Origin of the sequence: Nocardia yunnanensis (genome assembly GCF_003626895.1) — a bacterium.
Lineage (GTDB): Bacteria > Actinomycetota > Actinomycetes > Mycobacteriales > Mycobacteriaceae > Nocardia > Nocardia yunnanensis.
In genome coordinates this window covers 7,164,536-7,189,365 of sequence record NZ_CP032568.1, presented here as the reverse complement: position 1 = coordinate 7,189,365, position 24,830 = coordinate 7,164,536, and the positions used below count along the sequence as shown (strand labels likewise).

General features: G+C 66.6%; 25 protein-coding genes. 9 read left to right on the top strand and 16 right to left on the bottom strand.

What is annotated here, in order from left to right; genetic code table 11:
- Window positions 1-83: 83 nt before the first annotated feature.
- From D7D52_RS33625 to D7D52_RS33615, 3 genes are read right to left on the bottom strand one after another with little or no spacing between them, the layout of a single operon-like run.
- Complete coding sequence (locus tag D7D52_RS33625) at window positions 84-1,565, bottom strand: cytochrome P450 (RefSeq protein ID WP_246023486.1); 1,482 nt, start codon at window positions 1,563-1,565, stop codon at window positions 84-86.
- A complete protein-coding gene (locus D7D52_RS33620; protein ID WP_162958729.1) occupies window positions 1,562-2,623 on the bottom strand; it encodes a terpene synthase family protein in 1,062 nt (353 codons plus the stop codon). Before D7D52_RS33620 ends, D7D52_RS33625 begins: the two co-directional genes overlap by 4 nt.
- 54 nt (window positions 2,624-2,677) lie before the next feature.
- Window positions 2,678-3,790: a polyprenyl synthetase family protein gene (locus D7D52_RS33615; protein WP_120742904.1), complete on the bottom strand. Its 1,113-nt coding sequence runs from the start codon at window positions 3,788-3,790 to the stop codon at window positions 2,678-2,680.
- A gap of 667 nt (window positions 3,791-4,457) precedes the next feature.
- Between D7D52_RS33615 and D7D52_RS40060 the strand changes: the two genes are divergently transcribed.
- Window positions 4,458-4,586: a hypothetical protein gene (locus D7D52_RS40060; RefSeq protein WP_281279150.1), complete on the top strand. Its 129-nt coding sequence runs from the start codon at window positions 4,458-4,460 to the stop codon at window positions 4,584-4,586.
- 14 nt (window positions 4,587-4,600) lie between these two features.
- On the opposite strand, the gene D7D52_RS33605 is transcribed toward D7D52_RS40060, so the two are convergent.
- The gene (locus D7D52_RS33605; RefSeq protein ID WP_120742902.1) at window positions 4,601-4,870 is read right to left on the bottom strand and encodes a hypothetical protein; all 270 of its coding nucleotides are present in this window, start codon (window positions 4,868-4,870) and stop codon (window positions 4,601-4,603) included.
- Window positions 4,871-5,068: 198 nt separating this feature from the next.
- Between D7D52_RS33605 and D7D52_RS33600 the strand changes: the two genes are divergently transcribed.
- The 3 genes from D7D52_RS33600 to D7D52_RS33590 all read left to right on the top strand — a co-directional run bounded on the left by D7D52_RS33600 (window position 5,069) and on the right by D7D52_RS33590 (window position 7,474).
- The gene (locus D7D52_RS33600) at window positions 5,069-5,719 is read left to right on the top strand and encodes a lysophospholipid acyltransferase family protein (protein WP_120742900.1); all 651 of its coding nucleotides are present in this window, start codon (window positions 5,069-5,071) and stop codon (window positions 5,717-5,719) included.
- 107 nt (window positions 5,720-5,826) lie between these two features.
- Entirely contained in the window at window positions 5,827-6,768 is a 942-nt protein-coding gene (gene sigJ / locus D7D52_RS33595; protein ID WP_120742898.1) for an RNA polymerase sigma factor SigJ, read from the top strand.
- A 49-nt stretch (window positions 6,769-6,817) separates the two neighbouring features.
- Entirely contained in the window at window positions 6,818-7,474 is a 657-nt protein-coding gene (locus tag D7D52_RS33590; RefSeq protein ID WP_120742896.1) for a hypothetical protein, read from the top strand.
- A gap of 76 nt (window positions 7,475-7,550) precedes the next feature.
- Here D7D52_RS33590 and D7D52_RS33585 read toward each other — a convergent pair whose 3' ends face one another.
- The gene (locus D7D52_RS33585; RefSeq protein ID WP_425464588.1) at window positions 7,551-7,940 is read right to left on the bottom strand and encodes a Rid family hydrolase; all 390 of its coding nucleotides are present in this window, start codon (window positions 7,938-7,940) and stop codon (window positions 7,551-7,553) included.
- 587 nt (window positions 7,941-8,527) lie between these two features.
- A complete protein-coding gene (locus D7D52_RS33575) occupies window positions 8,528-8,869 on the bottom strand; it encodes a hypothetical protein (RefSeq protein WP_120742890.1) in 342 nt (113 codons plus the stop codon).
- A 119-nt stretch (window positions 8,870-8,988) separates the two neighbouring features.
- Between D7D52_RS33575 and D7D52_RS33570 the strand changes: the two genes are divergently transcribed.
- The 4 genes from D7D52_RS33570 (at window position 8,989) to D7D52_RS33555 (ending at window position 11,572) form a co-directional block, all read left to right on the top strand.
- Window positions 8,989-9,729: a helix-turn-helix domain-containing protein gene (locus tag D7D52_RS33570; protein ID WP_120742888.1), complete on the top strand. Its 741-nt coding sequence runs from the start codon at window positions 8,989-8,991 to the stop codon at window positions 9,727-9,729.
- A gap of 4 nt (window positions 9,730-9,733) precedes the next feature.
- Entirely contained in the window at window positions 9,734-10,204 is a 471-nt protein-coding gene (locus D7D52_RS33565; protein ID WP_120742886.1) for an NUDIX hydrolase, read from the top strand.
- Window positions 10,205-10,241: 37 nt separating this feature from the next.
- Window positions 10,242-11,018 carry an alpha/beta fold hydrolase gene (locus D7D52_RS33560; RefSeq protein WP_162958728.1) on the top strand — a complete coding sequence of 259 codons (777 nt, stop codon included), beginning with the start codon at window positions 10,242-10,244 and terminating at the stop codon, window positions 11,016-11,018.
- 80 nt (window positions 11,019-11,098) lie between these two features.
- Window positions 11,099-11,572, top strand: a complete 474-nt coding sequence (locus tag D7D52_RS33555) for an SRPBCC family protein (protein ID WP_120744667.1) — start codon at window positions 11,099-11,101, stop codon at window positions 11,570-11,572.
- On the opposite strand, the gene D7D52_RS33550 is transcribed toward D7D52_RS33555, so the two are convergent.
- From D7D52_RS33550 to D7D52_RS33525, 6 genes are all read right to left on the bottom strand, one after another.
- Window positions 11,554-13,101 carry a flavin-containing monooxygenase gene (locus tag D7D52_RS33550; RefSeq protein ID WP_120744666.1) on the bottom strand — a complete coding sequence of 516 codons (1,548 nt, stop codon included), beginning with the start codon at window positions 13,099-13,101 and terminating at the stop codon, window positions 11,554-11,556. The genes D7D52_RS33555 and D7D52_RS33550 overlap by 19 nt on opposite strands.
- A gap of 10 nt (window positions 13,102-13,111) precedes the next feature.
- Window positions 13,112-15,754, bottom strand: coding sequence for an SDR family NAD(P)-dependent oxidoreductase (locus D7D52_RS33545; protein ID WP_120742882.1), 2,643 nt, complete (start codon window positions 15,752-15,754; stop codon window positions 13,112-13,114).
- Window positions 15,751-17,307 (bottom strand): flavin-containing monooxygenase, encoded by a 1,557-nt coding sequence (locus tag D7D52_RS33540; protein ID WP_120742880.1) that lies wholly within the window; start codon window positions 17,305-17,307, stop codon window positions 15,751-15,753. Before D7D52_RS33540 ends, D7D52_RS33545 begins: the two co-directional genes overlap by 4 nt.
- A 79-nt stretch (window positions 17,308-17,386) precedes the next feature.
- The gene (locus D7D52_RS33535; RefSeq protein WP_162958727.1) at window positions 17,387-18,844 is read right to left on the bottom strand and encodes an ABC1 kinase family protein; all 1,458 of its coding nucleotides are present in this window, start codon (window positions 18,842-18,844) and stop codon (window positions 17,387-17,389) included.
- Between the two features lie 92 nt (window positions 18,845-18,936).
- Window positions 18,937-19,740 carry a putative antibiotic biosynthesis monooxygenase gene (locus tag D7D52_RS33530; protein ID WP_120744664.1) on the bottom strand — a complete coding sequence of 268 codons (804 nt, stop codon included), beginning with the start codon at window positions 19,738-19,740 and terminating at the stop codon, window positions 18,937-18,939.
- Between the two features lie 155 nt (window positions 19,741-19,895).
- Complete coding sequence (locus D7D52_RS33525; protein ID WP_120744663.1) at window positions 19,896-20,231, bottom strand: TfoX/Sxy family protein; 336 nt, start codon at window positions 20,229-20,231, stop codon at window positions 19,896-19,898.
- A 103-nt stretch (window positions 20,232-20,334) separates the two neighbouring features.
- Between D7D52_RS33525 and D7D52_RS33520 the strand changes: the two genes are divergently transcribed.
- Window positions 20,335-21,423: a glutamate--cysteine ligase gene (locus D7D52_RS33520; protein ID WP_120742878.1), complete on the top strand. Its 1,089-nt coding sequence runs from the start codon at window positions 20,335-20,337 to the stop codon at window positions 21,421-21,423.
- A gap of 13 nt (window positions 21,424-21,436) precedes the next feature.
- Here the strand turns inward: D7D52_RS33520 and D7D52_RS33515 are convergent, their stop codons facing one another.
- The 4 genes from D7D52_RS33515 to D7D52_RS33500 form a co-directional block, all read right to left on the bottom strand.
- A complete protein-coding gene (locus tag D7D52_RS33515) occupies window positions 21,437-22,267 on the bottom strand; it encodes an LppU/SCO3897 family protein (protein ID WP_162958726.1) in 831 nt (276 codons plus the stop codon).
- A gap of 103 nt (window positions 22,268-22,370) precedes the next feature.
- Complete coding sequence (locus D7D52_RS33510) at window positions 22,371-22,913, bottom strand: DUF4333 domain-containing protein (RefSeq protein WP_120742874.1); 543 nt, start codon at window positions 22,911-22,913, stop codon at window positions 22,371-22,373.
- Between the two features lie 166 nt (window positions 22,914-23,079).
- Window positions 23,080-23,706 (bottom strand): MBL fold metallo-hydrolase, encoded by a 627-nt coding sequence (locus D7D52_RS33505; protein WP_222932727.1) that lies wholly within the window; start codon window positions 23,704-23,706, stop codon window positions 23,080-23,082.
- A complete protein-coding gene (locus tag D7D52_RS33500) occupies window positions 23,706-24,791 on the bottom strand; it encodes an S-(hydroxymethyl)mycothiol dehydrogenase (RefSeq protein ID WP_120742869.1) in 1,086 nt (361 codons plus the stop codon). Before D7D52_RS33500 ends, D7D52_RS33505 begins: the two co-directional genes overlap by 1 nt.
- Between the last annotated feature and the right edge of the window lie 39 nt (window positions 24,792-24,830).

Sequence of the window (24,830 nt, the reverse complement as noted above, 5' to 3'; positions counted from 1 at the left end):
TCAGGCCCGCTACAGCACCGGATGGCAGTGCGGCCACAACTGAATCCGTCGAGGAGCACGGGTCGATGTTTGACCTGGCGGGATCACGCTCGCTCGGCGGGCACATGGGGTGGGAGGTTCTCGAGGACGCGGGCGGTGGCGCGCATACGAAGTCTCCGCGGGTGGGGGACCACTGCACGCGAGGGTTTGGTGTTTGTGCCGGTTACGGCAGCAAGGTGCCAGCGGGCGGCGATGGTTGCCAGAGTCATTACCGCTTCGGACACGGCGTACTGCTCGGCGATACATTTTCGGGCGCCATCGGCGAAGGGCATCAGCGCTTTGCGTGGAGGCGGGATCTTGGCCGGGGCGAACCGGTCGGGATCGAACCGGTCGGGGTCGGGGTGCAGGTCTGCTCGATGGTGGATCAGGTGCGAGCTGTAGATGATGGTGGTACCGGCTGAGAGTCGGTGGCCGCCGAGCTCGGTGTCTTCGGTGACGGTCCGGGGTGTCAGCCAGCTCGGGGGGTGTAGACGCAAGGTTTCGGTGATGACCTGCTCGGTGAAACGAAGCCGGGGCAGGTCCTCGTGGCTGGCGGGTCGTCCCGCCAGGACGGTGTCGACCTCGGTGTAGACGCGGGCGGCGACGTCGGGGTGCTCGTCCAGGAGAATCAAAGCCCACGCCAAAGTTGCTGCGCTGGAATCGGTGCCGGCGAAAATGAACGTGAATGCCTGCTCGACGATCTCGGTTTCGCTCAGACAGCCGCCGTCGGTGTCGCGGGCGCTGATCAATGCCGAGAACATGTCGTCTTGATCGTCACCGCCTACTGTCCGGCGGGTCGCGACCAGTTCGCCAAGGATGGCCCGCGTTTCCGCCGCTGCGCGTTCGAGTGAGCGGTTGCCCAGAATCGGTACGTGGCGTAGCCGTCGGGGCATCACCGCTTGACGGAACACGCCGGAGAAGACCACCTGCACGTGGTGGATCAACCGTTGCTGGTGGGCCTCGGAAATCGCCTCGTCGAACAGCGTTGCGACGATCACCCGGAACGCCAATGCCTGCAACTCGACGTTGATGTCGAGGATCTGCCCGTCGTGCCAGGAATCGACCATCGCGCTGATCTTTCGCGTCACCGTCGGCCCGTATGCGCTGACCCGGCTGGCGTGGAAGGCAGGCTGTAGGAGCCGTCGCTGACGTCTGTGCAAGGCGTGGGGGCAGGTGGCCACACCTTGGCCGACCAGTTCTCGCGCGCTGTCGAAATGAGGGCCGCCCTTGTCGAAGATCCGATCACGGCGAAACATTCGGTGAGTCAATTCTGGATCGCAGATCACCACCGCGGTGATCGGTCCGAGGCTGATTCTGACCAGGTCACCGTGTGCCGGCAGCGATTCCATGAAGCCCAGCGGATCACGCGTGATCGGCACAAGATGCCCCAGCACCGGCCACGGTCCAGGCGCCATCGGGATCGGCGCGCTCTTCTCGTCGGCATCTTCGCCTGTCCCGTGTCGGCGACTCCCCGATTTCTCCCGTCGCAGTCGAAATATCGACCGTATTCCGCCACGGATGTGCTGAACGGTGCCGAAGGCTGTCATTGAGCCCACCACCACTCGATTGTCGGGATGTGGAGTCGAAAGCTGTTGCCGGTCGGTGGTTGTCGTGTGAGTGTCACTCCGCTCGCGACGTCGGGAATCTGGTAGCGGATGCCCGTCACTGCGAAGTTCAGGTTGCCGCCGATCATGAGATCGACTGCCCGCAAATATCTTTCGAGCGTATCCCCGGCCGTGGGTAGCGCCTTGTCGCGTAGGTGTAGGTATTGGGTGAGGCACTGATCGCGCAGGCCGATGGCCTGGTCGACGACTTCGAACTCGGTCAGGTGGGGATAGTCGGTGCGGATGGCGGTGAAGATGTTGTTCTTTGCGATGGCGAGGTCTTTCTCGCGCAGATACGAGTAGCGGTCGTTGTCGAGGCCGCCGGCGAAGGCGCCTGCCTCGACCGCCGCGCGTACCAACGGATCGGACCACTGCGTCTCATTCAGCTCGATCCCCTCGGTCATGTCGAAGTACGACGTGGCGGCATAGACGCCGACGCAGCTGATCCGCATGGCCACGTATTCGTTGACGCCGAGCGGGCGCGCGAGCTCTCTGATCGCGACCTCCCACGCCATGGCCTGGATCCACTGGCTCTGCCCTGCCGCGAATCGCTGCCACTGCACCGGAGTGACCAAGCCGCGGATTCGTTCGAGCACTTCGCCGCCCGCGGATTCGAACAGGTTGCCGTCACGGTGCCAGGACTGTGGCGAGCGCACGATTCGTTCCCAGCGGCCGAGCCGGTAGACAGCCTCGGCGGTGGAGACCGCCGCACCCACGAAGTCGTTGATCGTCCATGCCCAGGCGTTGTAGTCGGAGAGCGCCTGCGCGAGTTCGCCGCGCACATGGGGATTCGCGCACACGGTGTAGGCGACCCCGGTCTGCGCCAGCATCTCGGTCTTGGCGGGATTGCCCGACCCCAGGTCGTATCGGGAGGCCCAGTCCACCGTTGCCCGCAGGATCCGAGCGCCCTCCGGGTTGGTCTCGGCGGTGAACGGACAGTAGAACTGCAGGATCCGCGCCATGGTCGGATCCGTAGGCGCCGATGTCGAGATGTTGTTCATGGACCGTCTTTCCGCTCGGTTCCCTTGCCGTACGCGAGGTTCGGATGCTGTCGGTCAGGCGGCGCGATCGGTCAGGCTCACCGCCAGCTGGATCAGGGTGTCGCGCAGCAGCTCATTCAAGGGCGCGCCGTGCAATGCCTCGATCGCTGCTCGGCTGGTCTCGGTGATCGCCTCCTGGATCCGATCCGGTGCGCCGGTGGCGGCGATAGCGGCACGCAGACAGTCCAATTCGGTGCGCCCGTGTGCGTTGCCGAGGTAGGATTCGATCGTCGCCGCCTGTCGGCTGTCGGCATATTGGAGCGCGGTGGCGACGAGCATGGTGCGTTTGCCCTCGCGCAGGTCATCCTCGTTCGATTTGCCCGTGCGTGACGGGTCGCCGAAGACACCGAGCAGATCGTCACGCAGCTGGAACGCCAACCCCAGGCGCTCGCCGAATTGCTGGAACGCCGACAACAGCGCCGCGGGAGCCCCGGCGAGAGCGGCACCGATCTGCAACGGGCGTGCCACGGTATAGCGTGCGGTCTTGTAGAGGTTGACCTGCTCGGCGTAGCCGAGCCAGTCGCTGACGAAGCCGACCGGTGGATGCAGGTCCAAATACTGTCCTGCCATGACCTCGGTGCGCATTGTCGCCAAATAGGCTCCCGCGCGGTTCAATGCCGCATCGGGCAGGCAACAGGTCCGGAACATCTCCTCCGACCAGGCCCAGCACAGATCACCGGCCACGATGCCCGAACACACCCCGAACCACTCGCTCCGTTCCGGCTGGGCGGGATCGTCCCAATAGCGGGCCAACCGGCGATGCACGCTCGCCACACCATGACGCAGGTCGCTGCGGTCCATGATGTCGTCGTGGATCAACGCGGCGATATGGAACAGCTCGAGCGCCGACGCCGCCTGCAACGCGGCTCGATCATCGCGCTCGCCTCCCGCGCCGAGCCAACCCAGATGGCACAGCAGCGGGCGTAATCGCTTGCCTCCCCCCAAAAGGACAGCGATCTCCCTGACGAGTTCACCTGCCACAGAAGGCATCTCGGACGACTTGCGTTCGAGGAAGCCTGTCAGCATCTCGTCGACGTGGCGGGAGAAGTCGCGATCCCCCTCATATGGGACCGAGGGCATCGTGCGTAGCTCCGGGCGGAGACAGCCCGAAGAATGAATTGCAGTCATGACAGATCCTTACGCGGCAGGTGTTTTCAGCTACGGCGCAGTTGAATACTCTCTGCATCTGAAAGGCATCACAATCAGAAATGGCAGACTCGGACCGCTATCTGCGGTGTATCGCTCTCATCAGATCCCCGGTAATACTCGGCAGAACCCATCACCTACACGTCCGCCACGCGAATGAGTCGCTTGGACAAGCAAAACCGCGCACATGTGTCGAATCCGAAACCGGCTCTGCCTCAATAGAATCATCCCGCAGAGTCGCACCCTAGGGTAGCTGCAATGTTACCTCGGGAACGACGACCGGCAGGCGGAATCCGCAGCTCAACCGAAAACTACTGCCGCCTGGCGTAGCGGGCGCTCGCCGGGATCTACGGCAAGGTTGCCATCCGTGGGATGGCGGGCGCTCGGCTCGAGTGGCCTCCTGACATCGAAGCCACCGGTGCTGGCGACGAAGGCCGGGACGCCGATGGCGTCCCGGCGCTTCTGACGATGATCGATCCGGAACAGTCGTCGATGTACCGCGAATTCTGCTGTCGGAGAGGCAAGTTAGTGGTTATTGATCTGAAACGAATCGGTTGCGCTGCTTGATGTTTCGGTTGTGGGTGATGATCTTCGGGTGGACATGCGCAGGCTTTCCCCGGGGCAGCAGGAGGCGTTGAGGATGCGGGTGATGGGAGCGATCCAGGACGACGCGATCGGCACCTACGTCCGCTGGCGCAACCAACACGCCGGCCCCGTCCGAGACTTCGCCGTCGGATCCAAGATCCGCCGACCCGATTACCTAACGAACGTTGCCTGACACGGCACTAGCGGTCAGGTCGGGGCGATGCAGATGGGCGCGCACGCGGAGGTCGTCGGTATCGGCGACTGCGGTTCGTCGAAATGCGCCGAACTCACCAGCACCAGCAGGCCGACGGCGAGCGCCAGCACGGCCACGAACGCGGTCAGCACCACGGCCCAGTTGAGTCGGGGGAAAGTTATGACCTCGCTACCATCCTCGAGGGCGAGGAAGGTGACCGCCGCGCTCGCGGGCGATCGGGACAGTTGTTGCAGTACGGTGTTACGCCACCAGTTTCCGGCCATGGCAGCACACGAGCCTTTGTCGCTTCGAATTTCCGAGTTGCCGTGAATGCGGCAACCTCCAGGCTACGCCTGAAATGCCGTTATAGCCATTCGCTATGTTCCGTGCTCTCGCGCATCCTCGAGTAGTTCTGCGGTGGTGGGCTCGCCCTTGGGCGGCGAGGATGAAACGCGTTGCCCGATAGCCGAAATGGGAGACCGATGACCGACACACCTCGCCGCCCGAAGGGTTTGGGCAAACGCGCCTGGCTCACCACCCACCTGGTCCGCCGCGTCCTGCGCACCCTCGCCTGGTCGAACTTCGTGCACGTCACCGTGATCGGCCGCGACCATGTCCCCAAGACCGGGCCCGTCATCGTGGCGAGCAACCACATCTCCATGCTCGACGCCGTCTTCCTCTGGGGCGCACTGCGTCGCCGGGCCGTGGCCATCGCCATGGCCGAACTCTGGTCCTGGCCCGTGATCGGCTGGCTCGTGCGCCGCCTCGGCCAAATCCCCGTGGTCCGCCGCGATGCCGAATCCGGCCGCGCCGCAACCGCCCAAGCCGAACAGATCCTCCGCCACGGCGGCGTCCTGCTCATCTACCCCGAAGGCCGCCTCGTCGCCCCCGGCGACCACGAACCGTACAAACCGGGCGTAGCCCACCTCGCCCTCACCACCGGCGTCCCCATCATCCCGGTAGCCACGGTCGGCACCGACGGCGTCCTCCCCCTCCGCCGCGGCGCCACCCTCAACCGCCGCCACCCCGTCACCCTCCACTTCGGCACCCCCATCGACCCCACCACCTTCGACGACCCCGACAAACTCCTCGACCACCTCCGCCAACGCATCGACGACCTTCGCGCCCAGTAGCGCGATCGAAATGCCGGGCCGTGCGGCGATCTACGGCCGGTGTGGCGTATGCGATGCACGGTACTTCGCCTCGTATGCAGGGGGCGGCGGCGTGGTTGACTGGGGGCATGCTCGGTGTGCGCGAGGTCGAGGTGTTCGAGGGGTGCCGGGGGCGGTTGGAGGCGATCGCCTATCGGATTCTGGGGTCGGCCAGTGATGCCGAGGATGCTGTGCAGGACACTTTTTTGCGGTGGTCGGGGACGGATCGGGACGCCGTGGAGAATCCCGAGGCTTGGTTGACCAAGGTGCTCACGAATGTGTGTTCGACGCAGATGGGGTCGGCTCGGGTGCGGCGGGAATCCTATGTGGGGCAATGGTTGCCGGAACCGGTGTTGGCCGGCGACCGGATGTTGGGGCCGGATGAGACGGTGGTGCAACGGGAGTCGGTGTCGATCGCGATGCTGGCGGTGCTGCAACGGCTTTCGATCAAGGAACGCGTCGTGTATGTGCTGCGCGAAGCGTTCGGGTACTCGCATGCCGAGATAGCGGAAATGCTCGAGCTCACCGAAGCGAACTGCCAGCAGATCTTGCGGCGGGCGAAACAGCATGTGGCGCTGGAGAAGCCCCGCGCGGAGATCGACGAGGCTCGCGCGCGTGAGGTGGTCGAGGAGTTCCTCGCCGCGGCGCTCAGCGGCCGGACCGATGCGCTGGTGCAGATGCTGTCGGAAGGGGTCTTCCACATCGGCGACGGCGGCGGCCGCCTGCCGTCGCTGGACAACCCGATCGTGGGTGCGCTCGCCGTCGCCCGTTTCCTCCGCGGCATCCTGCGCCCGAACCAGCACAAACGAGACCTGGTCGGCGGCAACCCGGTATTCCACTTCGGCCTGGCCAACGGCGGCCCTGCAGTCGTACTCGTGAACAACGACCAAGTAGCAGGCGTGCTCACCATGCACCTCACCGCCGACGGCATCGCGGCCATTCATACCCAGGTCAACCCCGACAAGTTGGCCCGGGCCAACAGGCAGTGGGCAGCCATCGCGCACGAGCCGCCGCTGATCGAATCCTGGTGACCCGAATACGGCGAAACGGCGTGTCAGGGTGAGCCGGTAGGGTCAGCTCGTGGATGTACAGGTAATTCCGGGTCGTTTGATCGAGGTGCCGTCTCCCGACGCCACGGGGATGGACCGCCGCGCATTCGGCGAATTCATCGGTCCGCGAGGCGAACTCGCGTCCTACGCGTTCGGCTGGACGACCGGTGCCGACCCGCACGCCGGCCGGTTCAGCATCGGCATCGGGGCCTGGAATCCCGGCGGCGCGACCTTCCACGCTGTCGCGTTCGAGCGTGACGGCGCGCACGCCTTCGGCCTGATCGACGATCCGTTCGAGAATGTTCCCCAGGGCGGCCCGGACCTGACCGCCGAGCAGGCTCGCGCGCACGAGGATCTGCCCTTCATCTGGTGGGTGGTCGACAACGTCATGGACCGGGATCCGCGGGCGCGCTGGATGCGCCACTGGCTCATGGGAACCCGCTGCATTCAGACGCCCGAGGTCTTCGAACAGCAGGAACCGATCCTGTACGTGAGCCACGACGCCGACGACGGCCTGTGGCAGCTGATCGGCCCCACCGATGCGGGCAGCAAAGGCCATATCGGGCACCTTCACCACGCTATCGACGAGGACCCCGGTCTGATGGATGTCCTCGACCTGGAACCAGGTTTTGCCGCCACCCGGTCCGCACCCGGCGGCCTGTGGACGCGCAGCGCCGTTCCGGAATGATCGCGGGCGACCGGGGCCAGGGCACGATCGCCGGCGCGACCGGGTGTCAGGGCACGATCGCCGGCGCGACCGGGTGTCAGGGCACGATCGCGTCCGCTTCGATCTCCACCAGGAGCTCCGGGTCGATCAACGCGCTGACTTCCAGCATGGAGGCGGCCGGCCGGATATCGGCGAACACCTCGCCGTGCGCCTTGCCGACCTCTTCCCACCGGCTGATGTCGGTGACGAATATCCTTGTGCGAACAACATTCTCGACCCCGGCGCCCACCTCGGCCAGCGCGGCGGCAATCCGCCGCAACGCCTCCCGCGTCTGCTCAGCGATATCGTCACCACCCACCGCCCCGCCACCCTCGGCCGCAGCGGTGGTCCCCGCCACCGACACCCACTGCCCGACCCGCACCGCCCGTGAATAGCCCACGATCGGCTCCCACACCGCACCCGAAGAAACAACCTGTCGATCCGTCACCCGCCCCATTCTGCCCCCATGTGTCAAGGGGATTCCGGGCAGACCGCCACCGACGCGCCCGGCCAGTCCTCAACCCCGAATCCGATCCAATTCCTCGAGTATCAACCCGCGGATAAGCTCATGCTGCGGCCCAAGCGCATACCGCGGATCGCTCCAGTTCTCCGCCGGATACAGCCACACGGGCCCCCGCACCAGATTCGCAGGCTCCCAATCATATCGAGGCCAAACATGCACATGCAGATACGGCTCAGAATTCCCGAGTATCTCCACATTCACCCGCCGAAACCCCGAATCCATCCGCCCGCACGCCCGCTCCACCGCCTCCGCCAGCGCATCCATATCCTCCAAAAACCCCCGCCGCCTGACCCGCGGCAAATCCGACAACCGCTGCACCCCAGGATCATCCGTCAGCAACAACGCATACCCCGGCAAAAACTGCACCTCCCCAATCATCACAAACCCACCCCCCACCCTCCGCAACACCGTAGGATTCTCCCCCCGCCAAGCACTCCCGATCCGATCCGCCCGAAAATCACCACCCATCCCCAAAATCTAACTCCGGCAGGCATATACCTGGACGTCTTCTTTCAACTCTGATCGGTCTCGACGAGACCCGTGGACCAGCGGGCATAGGTGGCTTCCGGGTTAACCGTGATCACGTCCAACTGCTTGACCAGGTCGCCAGGGACCGTCCCGTTGGCGAAATGGTTCGGGCTGGGCGTGATAACAGCTTCGGCGCGCAGCCGCCTTGCTTGGTTCCTGACTCGTGCCAACGGGTGCTGTTCGGTTCGAGGGTCGAAAACGATCGTCCCGCAGAAGTCATAGCCGAGTCGAGTTGCGAGCGAACGGATTTGATGTTCATCCCACAGCTGGCTCACCCCAGAGACGTCGGTCCGCAGGTATCCGAGCGCGGCCGGTCGATACCGCATGGTCCACCCCTGTCTGTTCGCGGTGATTCGGTGGTATCCAGCATCTCGTTGATCATCGGGACGGTGGAACCTCGTACGTTTCCCACTTCGGGACGTCCTCATGGGTGTACAACGTCCCTATGGCTAACGAGCGGTTGCGTGCTGCAATGGTGGCCGGCGGCTGGACTCAGGCCCGTCTGGCCGAGGCGACCGGTGTGGATCCGAAATCAGTTGAACGATGGGTGAATCTCGGGCGGGTGCCTCGGCGGCACACCGCACTGCGGGCCGCGGAGGCGCTCCGCGAAGATGTGCACACGCTGTGGCCGGCTCTGAGGCAGGTGCGGTCGGCACGTGCGGTGAGCGCCGAATTGGTCGCCCTCTACGATCAGAGGGCCGATGTTCCCGCATCGTTGTTCGTGAATCTGTTTGCGGCAGCGCATGAACGAATCGACATTCTCGTCTATGCGGCGGTCTTCCTGCACGAGGCGTATCCGCGGCTGAACGACCTGCTGGTCGAACGGGCGGAGTCGGGTTGCGCCGTGCGAATCGCGGTCGGTGATGCCGACAGCGACAATGTGCGACAGCGCGGCGAGGAAGAGAGGTTCGGCCACGGCATCGAGTCCCGTTGCCGTCTGGCGTTGATGCATTATCGGCCGCTGCTGGCAACTCCGGGAATCGAGCTGCGGACGCACGGTACGACGCTCTACAACAGCATTTACCGCGCTGACGAGGACATGGTGGTCAATGCCCATGTGTGGGGCGTGAACGCCTACGGCGCACCGGTCTGGCATTTGCGTCGTACTCTCGACAACGGTCTGTTCGACACATACAGCAACAGTTTCGATTCGGTCTGGCAGGCGGGCCGGCCGGTGGAAGGGTAAGTGAGTGGCGCGCACTGAGTTCTATGACGATCCTGCCGCACCGGAGCCGAACAGCCTGGTGGTCGCCGCCAGCGCCGTGGTGTGTGATGGCGACGGGCGGATTCTGCTCCAGCGGCGGGCCGATAACGGGCTGTGGGCGCTGCCCGGTGGAGGCATGGAGATGAGTGACAGCTTGCCGGGGTGTGCAGTGCGAGAGGTGAAAGAAGAGACCGGGTTGGATATCGAAATCACCGGCCTCGTAGGAACTTACACCGACCCCCGACATGTGATCGCTTATAGCGACGGTGAGGTTCGGCGGCAGTTCAACGTGTGTTTTCGCGCCGAAGTCGTCGGCGGTGAACTCGCCATTTCCGATGAATCCGTCGAGCTGCGTTTTGTCGCGCCTGACGAATTGGACGGCCTCGACATACATCCCACGCAGCGCCTCAGGCTGGCTCATCACCTCGAACGCCGGCCGACTCCGTACCTCGGTTGACAGTAGTGTCGCGGGGAGGTGGGCGCAGGATGGGTGTATGTGGGCGACGACTGAGAGTGTCATATCGGCGGATGGGACGCGCATCCTCTTCCATACGCTCGGTGACGGGCCGCCGTTGGTGATTCTGCATGGGGCGTTGGTGAGGGTGGAGAACTACTTGCCGATGGCGGAGATGTTGGCCGGGGATTATCGGGTGGTGGTCGTTGGGCGGCGGGACTATGCGCCGAGTGGGAATGGTTCAGGACCACGCACTTTCGCGCGGCAGGTTGAGGACCTTGGTGCTGTGCTCGAGCTTCAGGGTGGACCTAGCTTCGTCTTTGGGCACTCGGCTGGGGGTCTGGTTGCTTTGGAAGCCCTTGCCGCGGACATCCCGAACATTCGGAGATTCGCTCTGTACGAAGCGCCGCTGGTCTTCGCGGGTGGTCCGTTGCGGGCGACCCTGGAGCGTGCTCGGGAGCTTGTCGCCGATGATCCTGGCGAGGCGGTCGTCGAATTCTTCAAAGCTATCCTCGATCAGCCGGTTCCTGAGGGCATGCTGGGAAAGATGGGGGCGGCGATGGCCGATCGGGCGGCTGGGCTGATCGCTGATCTGGAATGTATTACCGCCATGGACCCGGACTCGGGCCGTTGGGGTGCCATGAACACTCCGGCCTTACTGCTGGCCGGCACGGCCAGTGATCGGTACGGCCCCGCGAGCATGGAGACGCTCGACGCGGCCTTGCCGGATTCGCGATTCGTGTCGTTGCCTGGGCTGACCCACAGTCCCGATGACTTCACCCCGGTCGCGAACATCTTGCGCGAGTTCTTTCAATAGCCGCAGGCCCAGCCGTCCGGGCCCGGGGGCGGGCCGTTTGCAACGTGGCGGGATTGGGGGTGGGGTGGTTCTATGGGGGGATGAGCCAAGGTGATGGGGATCGGGTGGTTTCGGCGGGGCGGGAGATCGGGGCGGGGGTGGGGCGGGTTTTCGAGTTGATTGCGGATCCGGCTCGGCAGCCGGAGTGGGATGGGAACGAGAATTTGAGTGCGGGTGGGGTGGGGCAGCGGGTTCGGGGGGTGGGGGAGGTGTTCGAGATGACGCTGACCACGGGGGCGGTTCGGGAGAATCATGTGGTGGAGTTCGAGGAGGGGCGGCGGATCGCCTGGTTGCCGGCGGAGCCGGGGCAGCGGCCGCCGGGGCATCTGTGGCGGTGGGAGCTGGAGCCGGTGGGCGAGAACGTGACTCGGGTGACGCACACGTACGACTGGACGAATCTCGCGGACGAGAAGCGGGAGGTGCGGGCGCGGGCGACGACCTCGGAGAAGCTGCGGGCGTCGGTGGATCGGCTGGCGGAGCTGGCCGAGCGGGAGGATCAGGGGACCGCTTCCTGAGGCTCGCGCACCGAGGTGGTGAACCGGTAGTCGTCCAACGGGAAATGCCGGTTCTCCCAGTACATTTCCAGCTGGGTCGAGGGGCGGAACGCCGCACCGTCGCCTTGATAGTTGATGTAGTAGGTGTTCGAGGTGAGGCAGCCCTGGGTGAACAGGTGCGTCTTCTTGGCCCGCGCGTCCATGCGCGCGAAGTAGCGATCGTGCGGTTCCTGGCGCACCTCCACGCGGGACGCCCCGCGCCGCCGCGCCTCCTTGATCACCCGCGCCGCGTGCGCGGAAGTGGATTCGATCAGCGGGATATGGGAGCCCGGCGCAAACGCGTACGGTCCGACGATAAGGAACGCGTTGGGGAACTTCGGCACCGAAACCCCCTGATACGCCTGGAATCGGTGCGTGTCCCAGAATTCACCGAGTTCCAACCCGTCACATCCGTAGATCGGATACGGCGGCGTGTAACCCTTCTCCATCACCTTGAATCCGGTGGCGCACACCACCGTATCGAATTCCCGTTCCCGCCCGTCGGCGCTGACGACACCCGTCGGCGTGACATGCTCGATCGCCTCGGTCACCAGATCCACATGCCCGCGAGTGAACGTCTTGAAGTAATCGTTGGAGACCGACGGCCGCTTACACCCGAAACGGTAATCCGGCGTCAGCTTGCGGCGTAGTTCGCGATCCCGCACCTGGCTGAAAAGATAAGCCTTCATGAAGGTTTCGGCGGCGGTCATCCCGGCCGAGGTGATGCGCGGATAATTCGAGATGGCCAGCCCGGCCCCCAACCCGGCGTTGACGCTCACATTCCCGATCGCCCGGATCGCGTACTGCAACGGTGCGATATTCAGCATCGCGTTGGCGAGCCGGCCCATGGCGAAGTCCGGTTTCGGCCCGATCCAGATGGCCCGCCGCTGATACACCGTCAGCTGCGAAACCTGTTCGGCCAGTCGGGGTATCAGCTGCAGCGCGGTCGCTCCGGTGCCGATCACCGCCACCCGCTTGCCCCGATAGTCGTAGTCGTGATCCCACCGCGAACTGTGCATGATCTTGCCGGTGAACGTGTCAAGCCCCGGAATATCCGGATTGTGCGGCTGCTCGAGCCCGCCCACCGCGCCGATCACATAGCGCGCCGTGACCTCGGCCCCGTCCTCGAGCGTGAGCCGCCACCGATCTCGCTCCTCGTCGAAAACGCCCAGCACCACTCCGGACCCGAGCCGCAGTTTGTCCCGCAACCCCTGCCGGTCGACGACTTCCTCGGCGTAACGCTGCAATTCCACGCCCGGCGCGAAGAACCGCGACCACTGTGATCGCGGCTGGAACGAGAAATTGTACACCGGCGACGGAACATCCACCGCCACACCGGGATACGTATTCGCCAGCCACGTGCCGCCGACCTTGGACCATTTGTCGATCAACACGAAATCGTCGATCCCCGCCCGCCGCAACGCGACGCCCGCGCCGATCCCGCCCAGACCGGCCCCGACGATCACCACCTCGTGATCCGGCGAAACCCGAGAACCATTGGCAGAGCTCATGATGCACACCTCATATCGACGACCGATCGGATCCGAGCGCGGCGTCCGGCGCGACAGCGGCCGCCGCCCGCGCCCGCGCGATGACCTCGGGCAATTGCTGCCGCCGTAGCTTGCCGGCCGTCGTGCGCGGCAGTTCCGGCACGAACACGATGTCGCGCGGCACCTTGTAGTTGGCCAGCGTCGCCTTGATATGTCGTTGCAGCGCTGCCACACTCGTGCCGCGCCCGTCCTCGAGCACCACGGCCGCCGCCAGCCGCTGCCCGAAATCGTCGTCGGCGACCCCGACGGCGCCCGCGTCGGCGACCGCCGGATGCGCCAGCAACGCCTCCTCCACCTCCTGCGGAAAGACGTTCTCACCGCCGGAGACGATCATGTCGTCGGAGCGCCCATCGATGTAGAGCCGCCCCTCGGCGTCGAAATGCCCGAGATCCCCGGAATCCATATAGCCGTCGACCATCTCCTTGGTGCGGCCGTCGCTGTAGCCGTGGAACATGCTCGGGTTCTTGTTGACCACGCGCCCGATCACCCCGACCGGCACCTCACGTCCCTCCCGGTCCACGATGCGAATGTCCACGATCCCGGTCGGCGGCCGTCCGACGGTACCGGGCGCGGCCCGCAGATCCGCCGGTGTCGCAATGGTTCCCGCACCGGTTTCGGTGGAGGCATACCCGTTGAACAGCACGTCCCCGAATTCGTCGAGGAACGCCGTCGCCAGCCACGGCGGCAACGGCGCGGCCCCGCACACCACCATCTGCAGGCTGTCGACGCGGTAGCCGCGCCGAGCGGCCGGCGGCAACGCCATGATCCGCTGGAGCATGGTCGGCACCAGGCACGCGATCCGCACCCGATGCCGCTCGATATCGGCGAGCACGGTCGCGGCGTCGAACCGCTCGTGCACCAGCACGGTCGACCCCATCAGGAACGCCGCCACGAGCGCCAGGAAACCATACGTGTGATGCAGCGGCGGCGCGATGACCATGGGTTCGCCCAACCGTGGAATCGGTTGCACCCGAGCCAGATCCGCGATCGCCAGCACCATCCGCGGACGCAACCCCGGCATCCCGGTCCGCGCCGCGCCCCAGCCCAGTTGCCGGGGCGCGCCCTTGGGCACCCCGGTGGTGCCGCCGGTGAGCAGAATGATCGATCCCCCGGCGGCCGGTTCCCGCACCGGCGGCCCGCTCGCCGCGACCAGCTCCGCCATCGTCGGCAGCCCACCGGCCGCACCGCGCACCACCACCCGTCGCCCGCGATACCCGGATTTCGCTATCTCCGTGTGGAACTCGCCGTCGTAGAGCAGTAGCTCGACACGTTCGCGCGCCAGCACCTCCCCGATCTGCGGCCCGGCGAACCCGTAGTTCAACGGCACCAGATCCGCCGACAATCGCGCCGCCGCGTATGCCGCCACCACGAAACCGCGATGATTGCGGCACAGCACCCCGACCCGCTGCCCGCGCCGAATGTCCCAGCGCGCCCGCAATGCCGCCGCCAGCCGTCGCACCTGCCGATCCAGCTCGGCCGCGGTCACCGGACCGTCGTCGTCGATCATGGCGGGGCGATCCGGAAACCGCGCCGCGAACGCCGACAGCGTCGTCGCCAAGCCGGCACCGTCACGTAAAGCAAAGGCCAACTGTGGAATACGCGAAGGCGGCAGCAAGCCCAGCACCCCGCTGGCCGGCAGCCATCCCGCCACTGTCACCGCGTCGTCGAGCAGATTGGCCGTCTGCTCCACCCGCCCGATCGGCCCCGCCCAATCGACGGGCCGATTGTTCCAGTTGCCGGCCTTGGCGTAGAGCGTCAACATCCGTTGCGCCGCACGGGAATTGTCGAGCGCGTAGGAGACCGGCGCGGCCGCCCGCTCCCACCACGGGCGAATGGCCAGCGGACGATCCACGATCGCCCGGCACACCAGGCTCGCCGCCTCCTCGGTGGACATGCTCGGGGTGTAGCGGTAGATCCGGTAGGGCCCCAGCATGTCCGAGCGCACCAACTGCAGATGCACCGTGGATACGCTGATCCCGTCGGCCCGCAATTCCGGTGCGGCACCGCGCATCCAGGCATTGAACGCCGATTTGGTGGCGATATAGGCGGTCCAGCCGACGGCCGGGGCGTGCACACCCGCGGTGCTGATATTGACGATGTGCCCGTCGCGCCGCGCCCGCATGGACGGCAGCAAACTCAGCACCAACCGCACCGGTCCCAAATAGTTGATGCGCGCCGTGTCCTCGACATTGTCCCAGCGGTCCAGGGAATCCGACAACCAGCGACGAATGGACTTACCGGCATTGTTGACGAACACATCGATGTGCCCGTGCTCGGCCAGTACGCGCTCGATGAGCGCCGCACAGTCGTCGGGATTGGACAGATCCGCCGGATAGGGATGCACGGAGCCGGTGAATCCCGCTGTCTCGGTGCGTAATTGCTCGAGCAGGGCGGCCCGGCGGGCGACGGCGATCACGGTCGCGCCATGGGCGGCCAGCCGGTGCGCGGTGGCCCGCCCGACACCCGAGGACGCCCCGGTCACCAGAATCACCTTGCCGGTCACGGCCGGGGTCAGACGACGATCGCTGATCCCGTAACTCGCCGCGCCGAGCGCGACCCGGACGGTTTTCGGCAGTTCGAACATGGGCGCGACTTCCTTGTCGAGCAGGATCAAGCGGTCAGACGGTCGAATGCGTAATCCGAGAGCGGGAATCGGTGGTGCGCGCGCCGCGCCGAGAAGAACCCGGTCGGCCGGATATAGGTGCTGTCGCCGTGCGAATTGCGGTAGTACGTCGGCACGTGCGCGTTCAACTCGGACAGGTAGTAGCGCATGGCCGCACCGCGACGGTAGATGCGCCGATGGTAGGCGTCGTGCACCTCCTGCCGGATCGCCACCACGGTCGCCCCACGCCGGCGCGCCTCCGAAATCGCCCGCACCGCATGGTCGGCCGTCATCTCCACGAACGCATGCCAGCCGCTGCCCGACCACGAGTACGGCCCCACCAGCGTCCACCGATTGGGCAGGCCGGGCAGCGAAACGCTCTCGTACGCCTGTAATCCCCGCTCGGCGTAATACTTACCGAGATCCAGCCCGTCCCGGCCGACCACCAGGCCCGGGGTGTAGGTCTCCGGATCGGAGAAGACGTGGTAGCCGGTGGCCAGCACGATCATGTCGAATTCGCGTTCCGCGCCGTCGACGGTGCAGATGCCATGCGCGGTGAATCGTTCGATCGGCGTGGTCACCAGATCCACCGTCGGCCGGTTGAACGCCAGTAGATACCCGGTATTGGCGGTCGGCCGCTTGGCGATCGGCCCGTAATTCGGGGTCAGTCCCTCGCGAATCTCGCGATCGCGCACCATGAGTCGCAGCATCCCGCGATAGCCGCGAATGGCCGCCGCGTCGAAGGCGCGCAGCGCGGGGCGCACCACCGGCATGGGCGCGCTCGACATGGTCCGCAGCGCCGCGTCCACCGCCACCAGTGCCGCACCGTGCACGCCCGCCTGCACCCCGGGCACCCGCAGCGCCAGCCGCACCGCGCGCGGAATCCGCGGATTCGGTTTGGGCACACACCACACCGGGGTGCGCTGATACACCGCGAGACTGCCGACCGCGCCCGCGATCGACGGGGTGATCTGCACGGAACTGGCCCCCGTGCCGATGACGGCGACCCGCTTGCCGGTCAGATCGTAGGAGTCGTCCCAGTCGGAGGGCCGCTGAATCTTGCCCCGATACTCCGCCAGCCCCGCGATCCCGGGATCCAGCTTGGGACTGATGAACGCGCCGACCGCGCTGATGACGAACCGCGCGGTCGTCACCCCGCCGTCCGCGAGCCGCAGATTCCAGCGATGCCAGTCCTCGTCCCACTCCTCGGCGACCACCTCGGTCCCGAATCGAAGGTGCGGATACAACCCGAAGCGCCGCGCCACCGCCATGTGATAGCGCTTCACCTCGGGACCGGACGCGAACAGCCTGCTCCAGTGGGGATTTCGCGCGAACGAGTATTGATAGGCCAGCGACGGGATGTCGACTTCCAGCCCCGGGTAGCGGTTCTCGTGCCAGCTGCCGCCGACCTCGTCGGCACGCTCCAGGATCACGAAATCGGCGACCCCGGCGCGCTTGAGTTTCACGCCCGCGGCGATACCCCCGGGTCCCGCGCCGATGACGGCGACCTCGTGATCGGGAACCGAGAGTGTCGCTGCCGACCTGTCTTTGGATGCATTGGTCACGGCGGTGGGGACCTTCCGGGCAGACTTCGAGGCGCTGCGCTGCGCCCACCCTCCAGGGTAAGTCTGTCTGGGACAGTGATCAAGACCCTTGCGGCGACAGTGATCTCGGCGGCCGGTCCGCCCGCCGCAGCCGCACGGCCGCGAGATCCGTCGGCTGCCCGGTCTGGGATCCGTGCCGTTCCATCACCGCACGGAATTCCGGTGACCAGCGCAGGATCTCCGCCCGCATCGGACCCGTCGTACCGAGCTGGGCCACCAGTCCGAACAAGGTGACCAGCGCCCGGTGAAACGGCATCAGATACGCCGGCGCGCCGAGCTGCCGATAGGCATTGCTCAACTTGGGACTCATGGCATCGCGGGTGCGCTCGCGCAGCCAGTCGATATCCACCCGGAAGGTCTCCGCACGCAGAATCTCGGTGAACGGCAGCAGCTTCGCCGCCAGCGCGGCACTGTCCAAACCGCGCTGGCCGTCGAGGAATCCGTGCCGGCGCGCGAACGCGTCCAACTCGGCCGGACCGCCGTTCATCAGCGCGTCCGCCAGATCGTGCACCAGCGCCGGAAACTGCGGCGGCGGCCAGGGCGAGCAGGCGCCGAAGTCCACCACCCCCAGCCGGCCATCGGGCAGCACCCGGAAATTGCCCGGGTGCGGATCGCCGTAGAGCAGACCGGACCGAGGCGCCGAGGACCAGAAGAACCGGATCGCCAGCATCCCCACCCGGTCCCGCTCGGCCTGCGCGCCCGAGGCGATCACCCGCGACAGCGGAATGCCGTCGAGCCACTCGCTGACGATCACATCGCCGCGCTGGGTCACCACCCGCGGCACCCGGAAATCGGGATCGTCGGCGTAGACCTCGGCGAAGCGGCGCTGGTTGCGGGCCTCGGCGGCGAAATCCAGTTCCGCGCGCACGCATTCGGCGAACTCGTCCATCACCGCCGAGCCGTCGGCATGCGGCGCGAAAACCGGTGCCAGCCAGGACAATCCACGCAGTTGCCGCAGATCGCTGTCGATCGCGGCGCGGGCGCCGGGATACATGACCTTGACCGCGACCGCGCGGCCGTCGTGCCAGACGGCGCGATGCACCTGCCCGATGGTGGCCGCCGCGGCGCGGCGATCGTCGAACTCGCGGAAGCGCCCGCGCCAGTCCGGACCGAACGTCTCGGCCAGCACCGCGTGCACCGTGCCGGGCAGCATCGGCGGCGCGGAGTCCTGCAACCGGCTCAACGCGACCCGATACGGCTGCGCGAGGTCCGCCGGCAACGCCAACTCGTAGATGCCGAGAATCTGGCCGAGCTTGGCGGCGCAGCCCTTCAACTCGCCCAGCACCTCGGCCATGTGCTCGGCGGTGCGCCGCTGGATCTCGCGATCCACCTCGTCCGCCGGTCGCCCCAGCGCGCGCTTGCTCGCCCCCGCGATCCGCCGCCCGGTGAAGGCCAGCGGCAGCGAGGCCAGCTTGGCAGTGCGAATCATCTTGCGCGCGGGCGGATTACCGCCCACATCCAACCGGTCACGTCGAGCACCGCTGCGCCGAGAACTCATCGATCAACCAACCCCTTGGCGCGCCCGCCGCGCACGGACGCATCAGGCAGTCTGCCACGGAGTGAAACTACGCGGTACGAAAGCCGCCGGCCTCACTGCCGGGCGGCGACCAGGGCCAGATCGGTGAGCCGGTGCGCGCGGGCGATCTCGGCGGGCGTGAACGGTTCCCCGGTCCGCAGGAAGGTCATGGCCGCCAGCCCATCGGGCGGAGCGATCTCCAGCAGCGTGCCGCCGGGGACCCGCTCCGGGTCCGGCGCCGGAACATACTGCGCGCCCAGCAGTTCCGCGATGACCAGCGGCAATTCGGCGGGATCGGCGGCCACCCGCGCGGCGAGACCGAGCGCCCGGGTCTGGCCGTCGACCAGGGTCAGCGCCGAGGCGGGCCAGATACCCACCGCGACACCGCCCGCCCGCGAGACCGCGTGCGTGAGCCGCTGCGGGTCCACCGCGGCCGGTGTCGAGACCACCAGCTCGTCGAGCACCCCGTTCTCCAGGTGATGCACGTGCACGGCGAGGATATTGGCCCGCCGATCCGCCAGCTGCTTGGCCAGCAGCTCGAGCCGGCCGGGCTTGTCGTCCAGGCGCACCCGGATCCGCCACAAGCGCTCGGCGCTGTCGAGACGGTGCCGGTGGCGCAGTTCCGGACCGTGCAGCCAGCGACTCAGATACCGCATCGCGCCCGGCTCCACCACCCAGATGACCAGGATGGTGGCGGTGACGGCGAGGATGAGAACCGCTGCCAGATAAGGTAATTCGAGATGGATGACCACGGCGTGCAGGACCAGCTCGACCGGGAACACCGCGCCCAGCTTGGCCAGCGCCATGCGGGTGCGCCGGGGGTGGGGCAGTCGACCGCACACTTCGCACGCCAGCGCGTGTATCTCGGTTTGCCTCATGTTCACCACACTGCGCGACCGAGGTTTCACCGCCGTGGTGCGGTGTAAAGACGGGGTGAAGGATTCGGGCAATGAGCTTGGCGCACCGTCGAATTCGGTGAAGCGAACCACACCGTCGCCGCGACTGTGCCGCGGCGCACACGATTAGCCCCTCGCTATTTCGGCGGTAGCGATTTGGCGTAGTCGACCCCGCGGCGGACCCACTCGTCGAGCGCCTCGTCGTCCGCGACCGTCTCGGTGCTGACGCGCAACCAGCCGCGTGCCTCCCGCCCGCCCATCACCATGGTCTCGACCGAGCCCGGCCGCACCAGGCTCGCCGACGTGTCGGGATCGGTGCGAACCAGCAGGCCGCCCTGCCCGCTGGCGGCCACCGCCATATTGCCGCCCAGCAGGAAGGCCAGGCCGCCGAACATCTTCTTCTCCACCGCGTGCGGCAGGTCGGGTCCGAGCGCGTCGCGCACCCGCGCCGCGAGTTCCTCGTCGTATGCCATATCGGCATTGTGATCCATCCCACCGACAGGTGGGCTCGCGGGCGCACCGGAAAAGACCGTTCCGGCAGGTGTCGAATGCCGCCGCACGAGGTATAACCAGAGCGTGGATGCCCCGCCGACGGTTGGTGTCGAAGAGGAGTTCCTCCTCGTGGATCCGCTGTCCGGTGCGCCGGTCGGCCGCAATGTCGATGTCGTCCGCACCGCGGCGGACCTCGCCATGGACCTGCAATTGGAGATCATGCGGTGTCAGGTGGAGACCAGCACCCACGTGCACACCGACACCGCCGGGCTGTTGCGGGAACTGCGGGAACTGCGCCGGGGCGCGGCGGCGTCCGCGGAGAAGAACGACGCCCTGCTGCTGGCCGTCGCGGTGCCGCCCACCCTGTCGGACGAACTCTCGATCACCGCCACCCCGCGCTATCGGCGCATCGCGGTGAAGTTCGGCCGGGTGGCGCGCGAGCAAGGACTGTGCGGCTGCCACGTGCACGTCGCCGTCCCCGATCGGGCGGCCGCGCTGCGGATCAGCAACTTCCTGCGCCCCTGGCTTCCGCTGCTGCTGGCGCTCACCGCCAATTCAGCCATCTACCACGGCGGCGAAACCGGTTACGCCAGTTGGCGAAACATCCTGTGGCGGCGCTGGCCCAGCGCCGGGCCGCCACCGCATTTCGACTCGGTGGCCGACTTCGACAGCGCGGTGGAATCCATGCTGTCGCTGGGCATCATCCTCGATCGCAAGATGGTGTACTGGGATGTGCGGCCCTCCACCACTTTTCCCACCGTGGAGGTGCGTGTCAGCGACGTCCCGGCCACCGTGGAGGAGACGGCGTTGCTGGCCACGCTGATCCGCGCCTGCGCGATGACCGCTCGCACCACCGATTTCGTGCCCAACGTCCCGGAAGCCACACTGCGCGCGGCCTATTGGAAGGCCGCGCACGAGGGTATCGACGGCCCGGCCATCGACCCGGTCGAGGGCCGCATGGTGCCGATCCGCGAACTGCTGGACCGCTTCGTCGAGCGCATCCGGCCCGCCCTGGAACAACTCGGCGACCTCGACTTCGTCACCGAGCAGCTGGCGGCGCTGCTGATCCGCGGCAACGGCGCGCGCCGGCAGCTCAACGCCTTCCGCGCCCGCGGCGACGTCGGCGACGTGCTGCGCGAGCTCGCCACCGCGACCCTCGACACCTGCCGCTGACGCCGCGCGGCGCCTACCTCGTCAGCAAGCAGAGCGCGAAATCCACGACCTCCGGCAGGCCGCCGACACTTGTCGAATGCGTGATGACCACGTCGGACGAATTGTCATCGCACTGGTCGCCGGCGTTCGCCCCGGTCGGCCGGGCCACCACGGTGGCCTGGGCTCGCGGGTCACCGCACGGCACGACCTGGACGCTGGGCCGGTTGTCCTTGGCGATGTCGCCGTTCTGGTCCCACACGCAGTCCCCGACCTTCGCCGACTTGGCGTCGTGGGCGGGCTGGGTGGTCGGCGCCGCCGGAACCGACGGATGCACCGGCACATTCGGCAGGGCATAGGTGCTCGTGGGCGTGTACGAATAGTTGCCGCGATTCGACGACGAGTGCGAGTCGTTCGCCGCCCCGGCGAGGATCAGCGCGAGGACCCCCAACGGCAGGAAGGCGCCGATGATCGACGGGCGCTGCCACAGCGGGCGGCCCGGATCCATCGGCAGCGACGGCGCGCCCGGGATCGGCGGCGGCAACTGTTGCAGCCGCGCCCGGTTCACGGTGTTGATCAGCAGGGTCACCGGATTGGCGATGATCGCCGACATCGGTCCCCACCAGCCCTGCACGAGGCTGTCGCCGGTCATCTTGCGGAAGGACGCCAGCCCGCAGTCGCGGCAATAGGGTCCGGGCAGTTTCCGGAACTGCATGATGAAGACCATGCCGCGGTGCGCGCGGAAGTCGAGGTCGACCGCGGGCGTGGCGCCGCAGTAGCGGCAGTAGACGCCGTTGGCGTGCGCGAATTGCGCGGCCTGCCGCGGATCCGGCATGGATTGGGTTGTGCCGAAAGGTGATTCGGGCATGGACAAGCTGACGATCCCCCCTGGGTGGAACTGGAAACCGTCGTATTGAAACACACTCTGGTGACAATCGCGGATTCCAGCCGGCACACCTCCGCGTCCGGGATCACGGCATGGGCTGATCGTCCCGGATCATGTCGTAGTTGACCTTGGTCCCTTCGACATTGGTGGTCTTGGCGGTGACACCCCAGCGGGTGCCGTCGGCCTCGGTCACCACGCAGCGGATGCTGGAGCCGGTGGCGCCGCGCAACAGTCCGTTGCAGGTGGAGGATTGCGGGGCGGACCCGACCTGCTGCTGATAGAAGTTCGAGACGCTGGAGGCGACATCGTCGGGAGCGACGAAATCGTCGGTCAGGTTGATGTCGTAGTAGACGTCCTTGCCGTCCACCTTGGTGACCTTCGTGGTGACGGCCCAGGTCTGGCCGTCGGCCGCGGTGGCCGTGCAGTTCTGGGTGGCGTCGACCTTGGCGGGCAGATCCCCGTCGCAGGACACGGATTTCGCGTTCTCGTGTGCTTTGTCCTTGTAGAAGCTGCTGACCTTGCTCTGTACATCGCTCTTGCTGACCGAGCCGGATCCAGACGAGGTGGAACAACCCAGGGCGAGAAGCGGCACGAACGTCAGGGTCAGCGCGGCTGTCAGTTTTCTCATGGACAACTCTAGGCGCGGATTCCCTGGGAAAATCTTGGGAATGAGAAGGCAAATGGGGCGAACCCGGCGTGTCCGGCGCGGGCGCGCCGGGTTTTGGGGGCTGATTAGGGAGCTTGACAGTGGTCCGGTCCGACGGGGGCGCCGGGACCGGACCACCGAAGATCGCTCAGCTGACGCGGGCTCGCCATTCCTCCAGCTGCGGGGATTCGTCCCCGATGGTGGTGGATTCGCCGTGGCCGGTGTGCACCAGGGTTTCCGGCGGCAAGGTCAGCAGGCGGTCGGCAATCGATTCGACAATGGTGCCGTAGTGCGAGTACGACCGACCGGTCGCGCCCGGGCCGCCGTGGAACAGCGTGTCACCGGTGAACACGACACCCAGATCGGGCGAGTGGAAGCAGACCGCCCCCGGTGCGTGCCCGGGGGTGTGCAGCACGTGCAGTTCGGTGCCGCCGACCGCGATGACCTGCTTGTCCGAGAGTTCCCCGTCCGGATTCACCTCCGGATGCGTCTGCCGCCACAGCACCAGGTCCTCCGGATGCATGAGCACCGGAGCGCCGGTGGCCCTGGACAATTCGGGCGCGACCCGGACATGGTCGTCGTGGGCGTGGGTGAGCAGGATGGCCTTCACCGTCCGGCCGCCGATGACGTCGAGAATGGTCTCGACATCGTGCGGGGTGTCGATGACCACGCACTCGAGATCGTCGCCCACCACCCAGACATTGTTGTCGACGTCGAAGGTCTCGTTGTCGAGGGTGAAGGTGCCGACGGTGACGGCGTGATCGATGTGGGCCATCAGAACACCACCACCGAACGCAGCACGTCACCGTGGTGCATCTTGGCGAAGGCGTCCTCGACCTCGCCCAGCGCGATGGTCTCGGTGACGAAGGCGTCCAGATCCAGCCGGCCCTGCTGGTAGAGCTCGACCAGGTACGGGAAGTCGCGCGAGGGCAGGCAGTCGCCGTACCACGAGGACTTCAAAGACCCACCGCGGGAGAAGAAGTCGATGAGCGGCATCTCCAGCTTCATGTCCGGGGTCGGCACGCCGACCAGCACCACGGTGCCCGCCAGATCGCGCGCGTAGAAGGCCTGTTTCCAGGTCTCCGGGCGACCGACGGCGTCGATCACCACATCCGCGCCGAAGCCGTCGGTGAGTTCCTGAACCCGTTCCACCGCATCCTCTTTCGCGGCGTTGACGGTGTGGGTGGCGCCGAAACCGGTGGCCCACTCCAGCTTTCGTTCGTCGATGTCGACGGCGATGACGGTGGTCGCGCCCGCCAGCTTCGCGCCCGCGATGGCGGCATTGCCGACCCCGCCGCAGCCGATCACCGCGACCGAATCACCACGGCTCACCCCGCCGGTGTTGATGGCCGCGCCCAGCCCCGCCATCACCCCGCAGCCCAGCAGGCCCGCGGCGGCGGGGGAGACGCTCGGATCGACCTTGGTGCACTGCCCGGCGTGCACCAGGGTCTTCTCGGCGAACGCCCCGATGCCCAGCGCGGGGGTGAGCGCGGTGCCGTCGGTGAGCGTCATCGGTTGTGCCGCATTGAATGTCGAGAAGCAGTACCACGGCTTGCCCTTGCGACAGGCGCGACAGGAGCCGCACACCGCCCGCCAGTTGAGGATGACGAAATCCCCGGGCTCCACATCGGTGACGCCCTCGCCCACCGCTTCCACGATGCCCGCGGCCTCGTGGCCGAGGAGGAAGGGGAATTCGTCGTTGATGCCGCCCTCGCGGTAATGCAGATCGGTGTGGCAGACCCCGCAGGCCTGCACCTGGACCACCGCTTCGCCCGGACCCGGGTCCGGGATCACGATATCGGTGACTTCCACGGGAGCGTTCTTGGAGCGTGCGATGACGCCGCGCACGATTTGGGACAACGAAATTCCTTCCTGGCCGACCGGAATGCCATCGACTAT

Excerpts from the sequence above, each read along its gene's own strand:
- D7D52_RS33575 (WP_120742890.1), bottom strand. The coding sequence starts at position 8,869 with ATGCGGTATCGACCGGCCGCGCTCGGATACCTGCGGACCGACGTCTCT.
- D7D52_RS33505 (WP_222932727.1), bottom strand. The coding sequence starts at position 23,706 with ATGGCCCACATCGATCACGCCGTCACCGTCGGCACCTTCACCCTCGAC.
- D7D52_RS33555 (WP_120744667.1), top strand. The coding sequence starts at position 11,099 with ATGAGCCAAGGTGATGGGGATCGGGTGGTTTCGGCGGGGCGGGAGATC.
- D7D52_RS33515 (WP_162958726.1), bottom strand. The coding sequence starts at position 22,267 with ATGCCCGAATCACCTTTCGGCACAACCCAATCCATGCCGGATCCGCGG.
- D7D52_RS33600 (WP_120742900.1), top strand. The coding sequence starts at position 5,069 with ATGACCGACACACCTCGCCGCCCGAAGGGTTTGGGCAAACGCGCCTGG.
- D7D52_RS33605 (WP_120742902.1), bottom strand. The coding sequence starts at position 4,870 with ATGGCCGGAAACTGGTGGCGTAACACCGTACTGCAACAACTGTCCCGA.
- D7D52_RS33510 (WP_120742874.1), bottom strand. The coding sequence starts at position 22,913 with ATGAGAAAACTGACAGCCGCGCTGACCCTGACGTTCGTGCCGCTTCTC.
- D7D52_RS33625 (WP_246023486.1), bottom strand. The coding sequence starts at position 1,565 with ATGACAGCCTTCGGCACCGTTCAGCACATCCGTGGCGGAATACGGTCG.
- D7D52_RS33525 (WP_120744663.1), bottom strand. The coding sequence starts at position 20,231 with ATGGCATACGACGAGGAACTCGCGGCGCGGGTGCGCGACGCGCTCGGA.
- D7D52_RS33615 (WP_120742904.1), bottom strand. The coding sequence starts at position 3,790 with ATGACTGCAATTCATTCTTCGGGCTGTCTCCGCCCGGAGCTACGCACG.
- D7D52_RS33570 (WP_120742888.1), top strand. The coding sequence starts at position 8,989 with ATGGCTAACGAGCGGTTGCGTGCTGCAATGGTGGCCGGCGGCTGGACT.
- sigJ (WP_120742898.1), top strand. The coding sequence starts at position 5,827 with ATGCTCGGTGTGCGCGAGGTCGAGGTGTTCGAGGGGTGCCGGGGGCGG.
- D7D52_RS40060 (WP_281279150.1), top strand. The coding sequence starts at position 4,458 with ATGGGAGCGATCCAGGACGACGCGATCGGCACCTACGTCCGCTGGCGC.
- D7D52_RS33535 (WP_162958727.1), bottom strand. The coding sequence starts at position 18,844 with ATGAGTTCTCGGCGCAGCGGTGCTCGACGTGACCGGTTGGATGTGGGC.
- D7D52_RS33560 (WP_162958728.1), top strand. The coding sequence starts at position 10,242 with ATGTGGGCGACGACTGAGAGTGTCATATCGGCGGATGGGACGCGCATC.
- D7D52_RS33530 (WP_120744664.1), bottom strand. The coding sequence starts at position 19,740 with ATGAGGCAAACCGAGATACACGCGCTGGCGTGCGAAGTGTGCGGTCGA.
- D7D52_RS33550 (WP_120744666.1), bottom strand. The coding sequence starts at position 13,101 with ATGAGCTCTGCCAATGGTTCTCGGGTTTCGCCGGATCACGAGGTGGTG.
- D7D52_RS33620 (WP_162958729.1), bottom strand. The coding sequence starts at position 2,623 with ATGAACAACATCTCGACATCGGCGCCTACGGATCCGACCATGGCGCGG.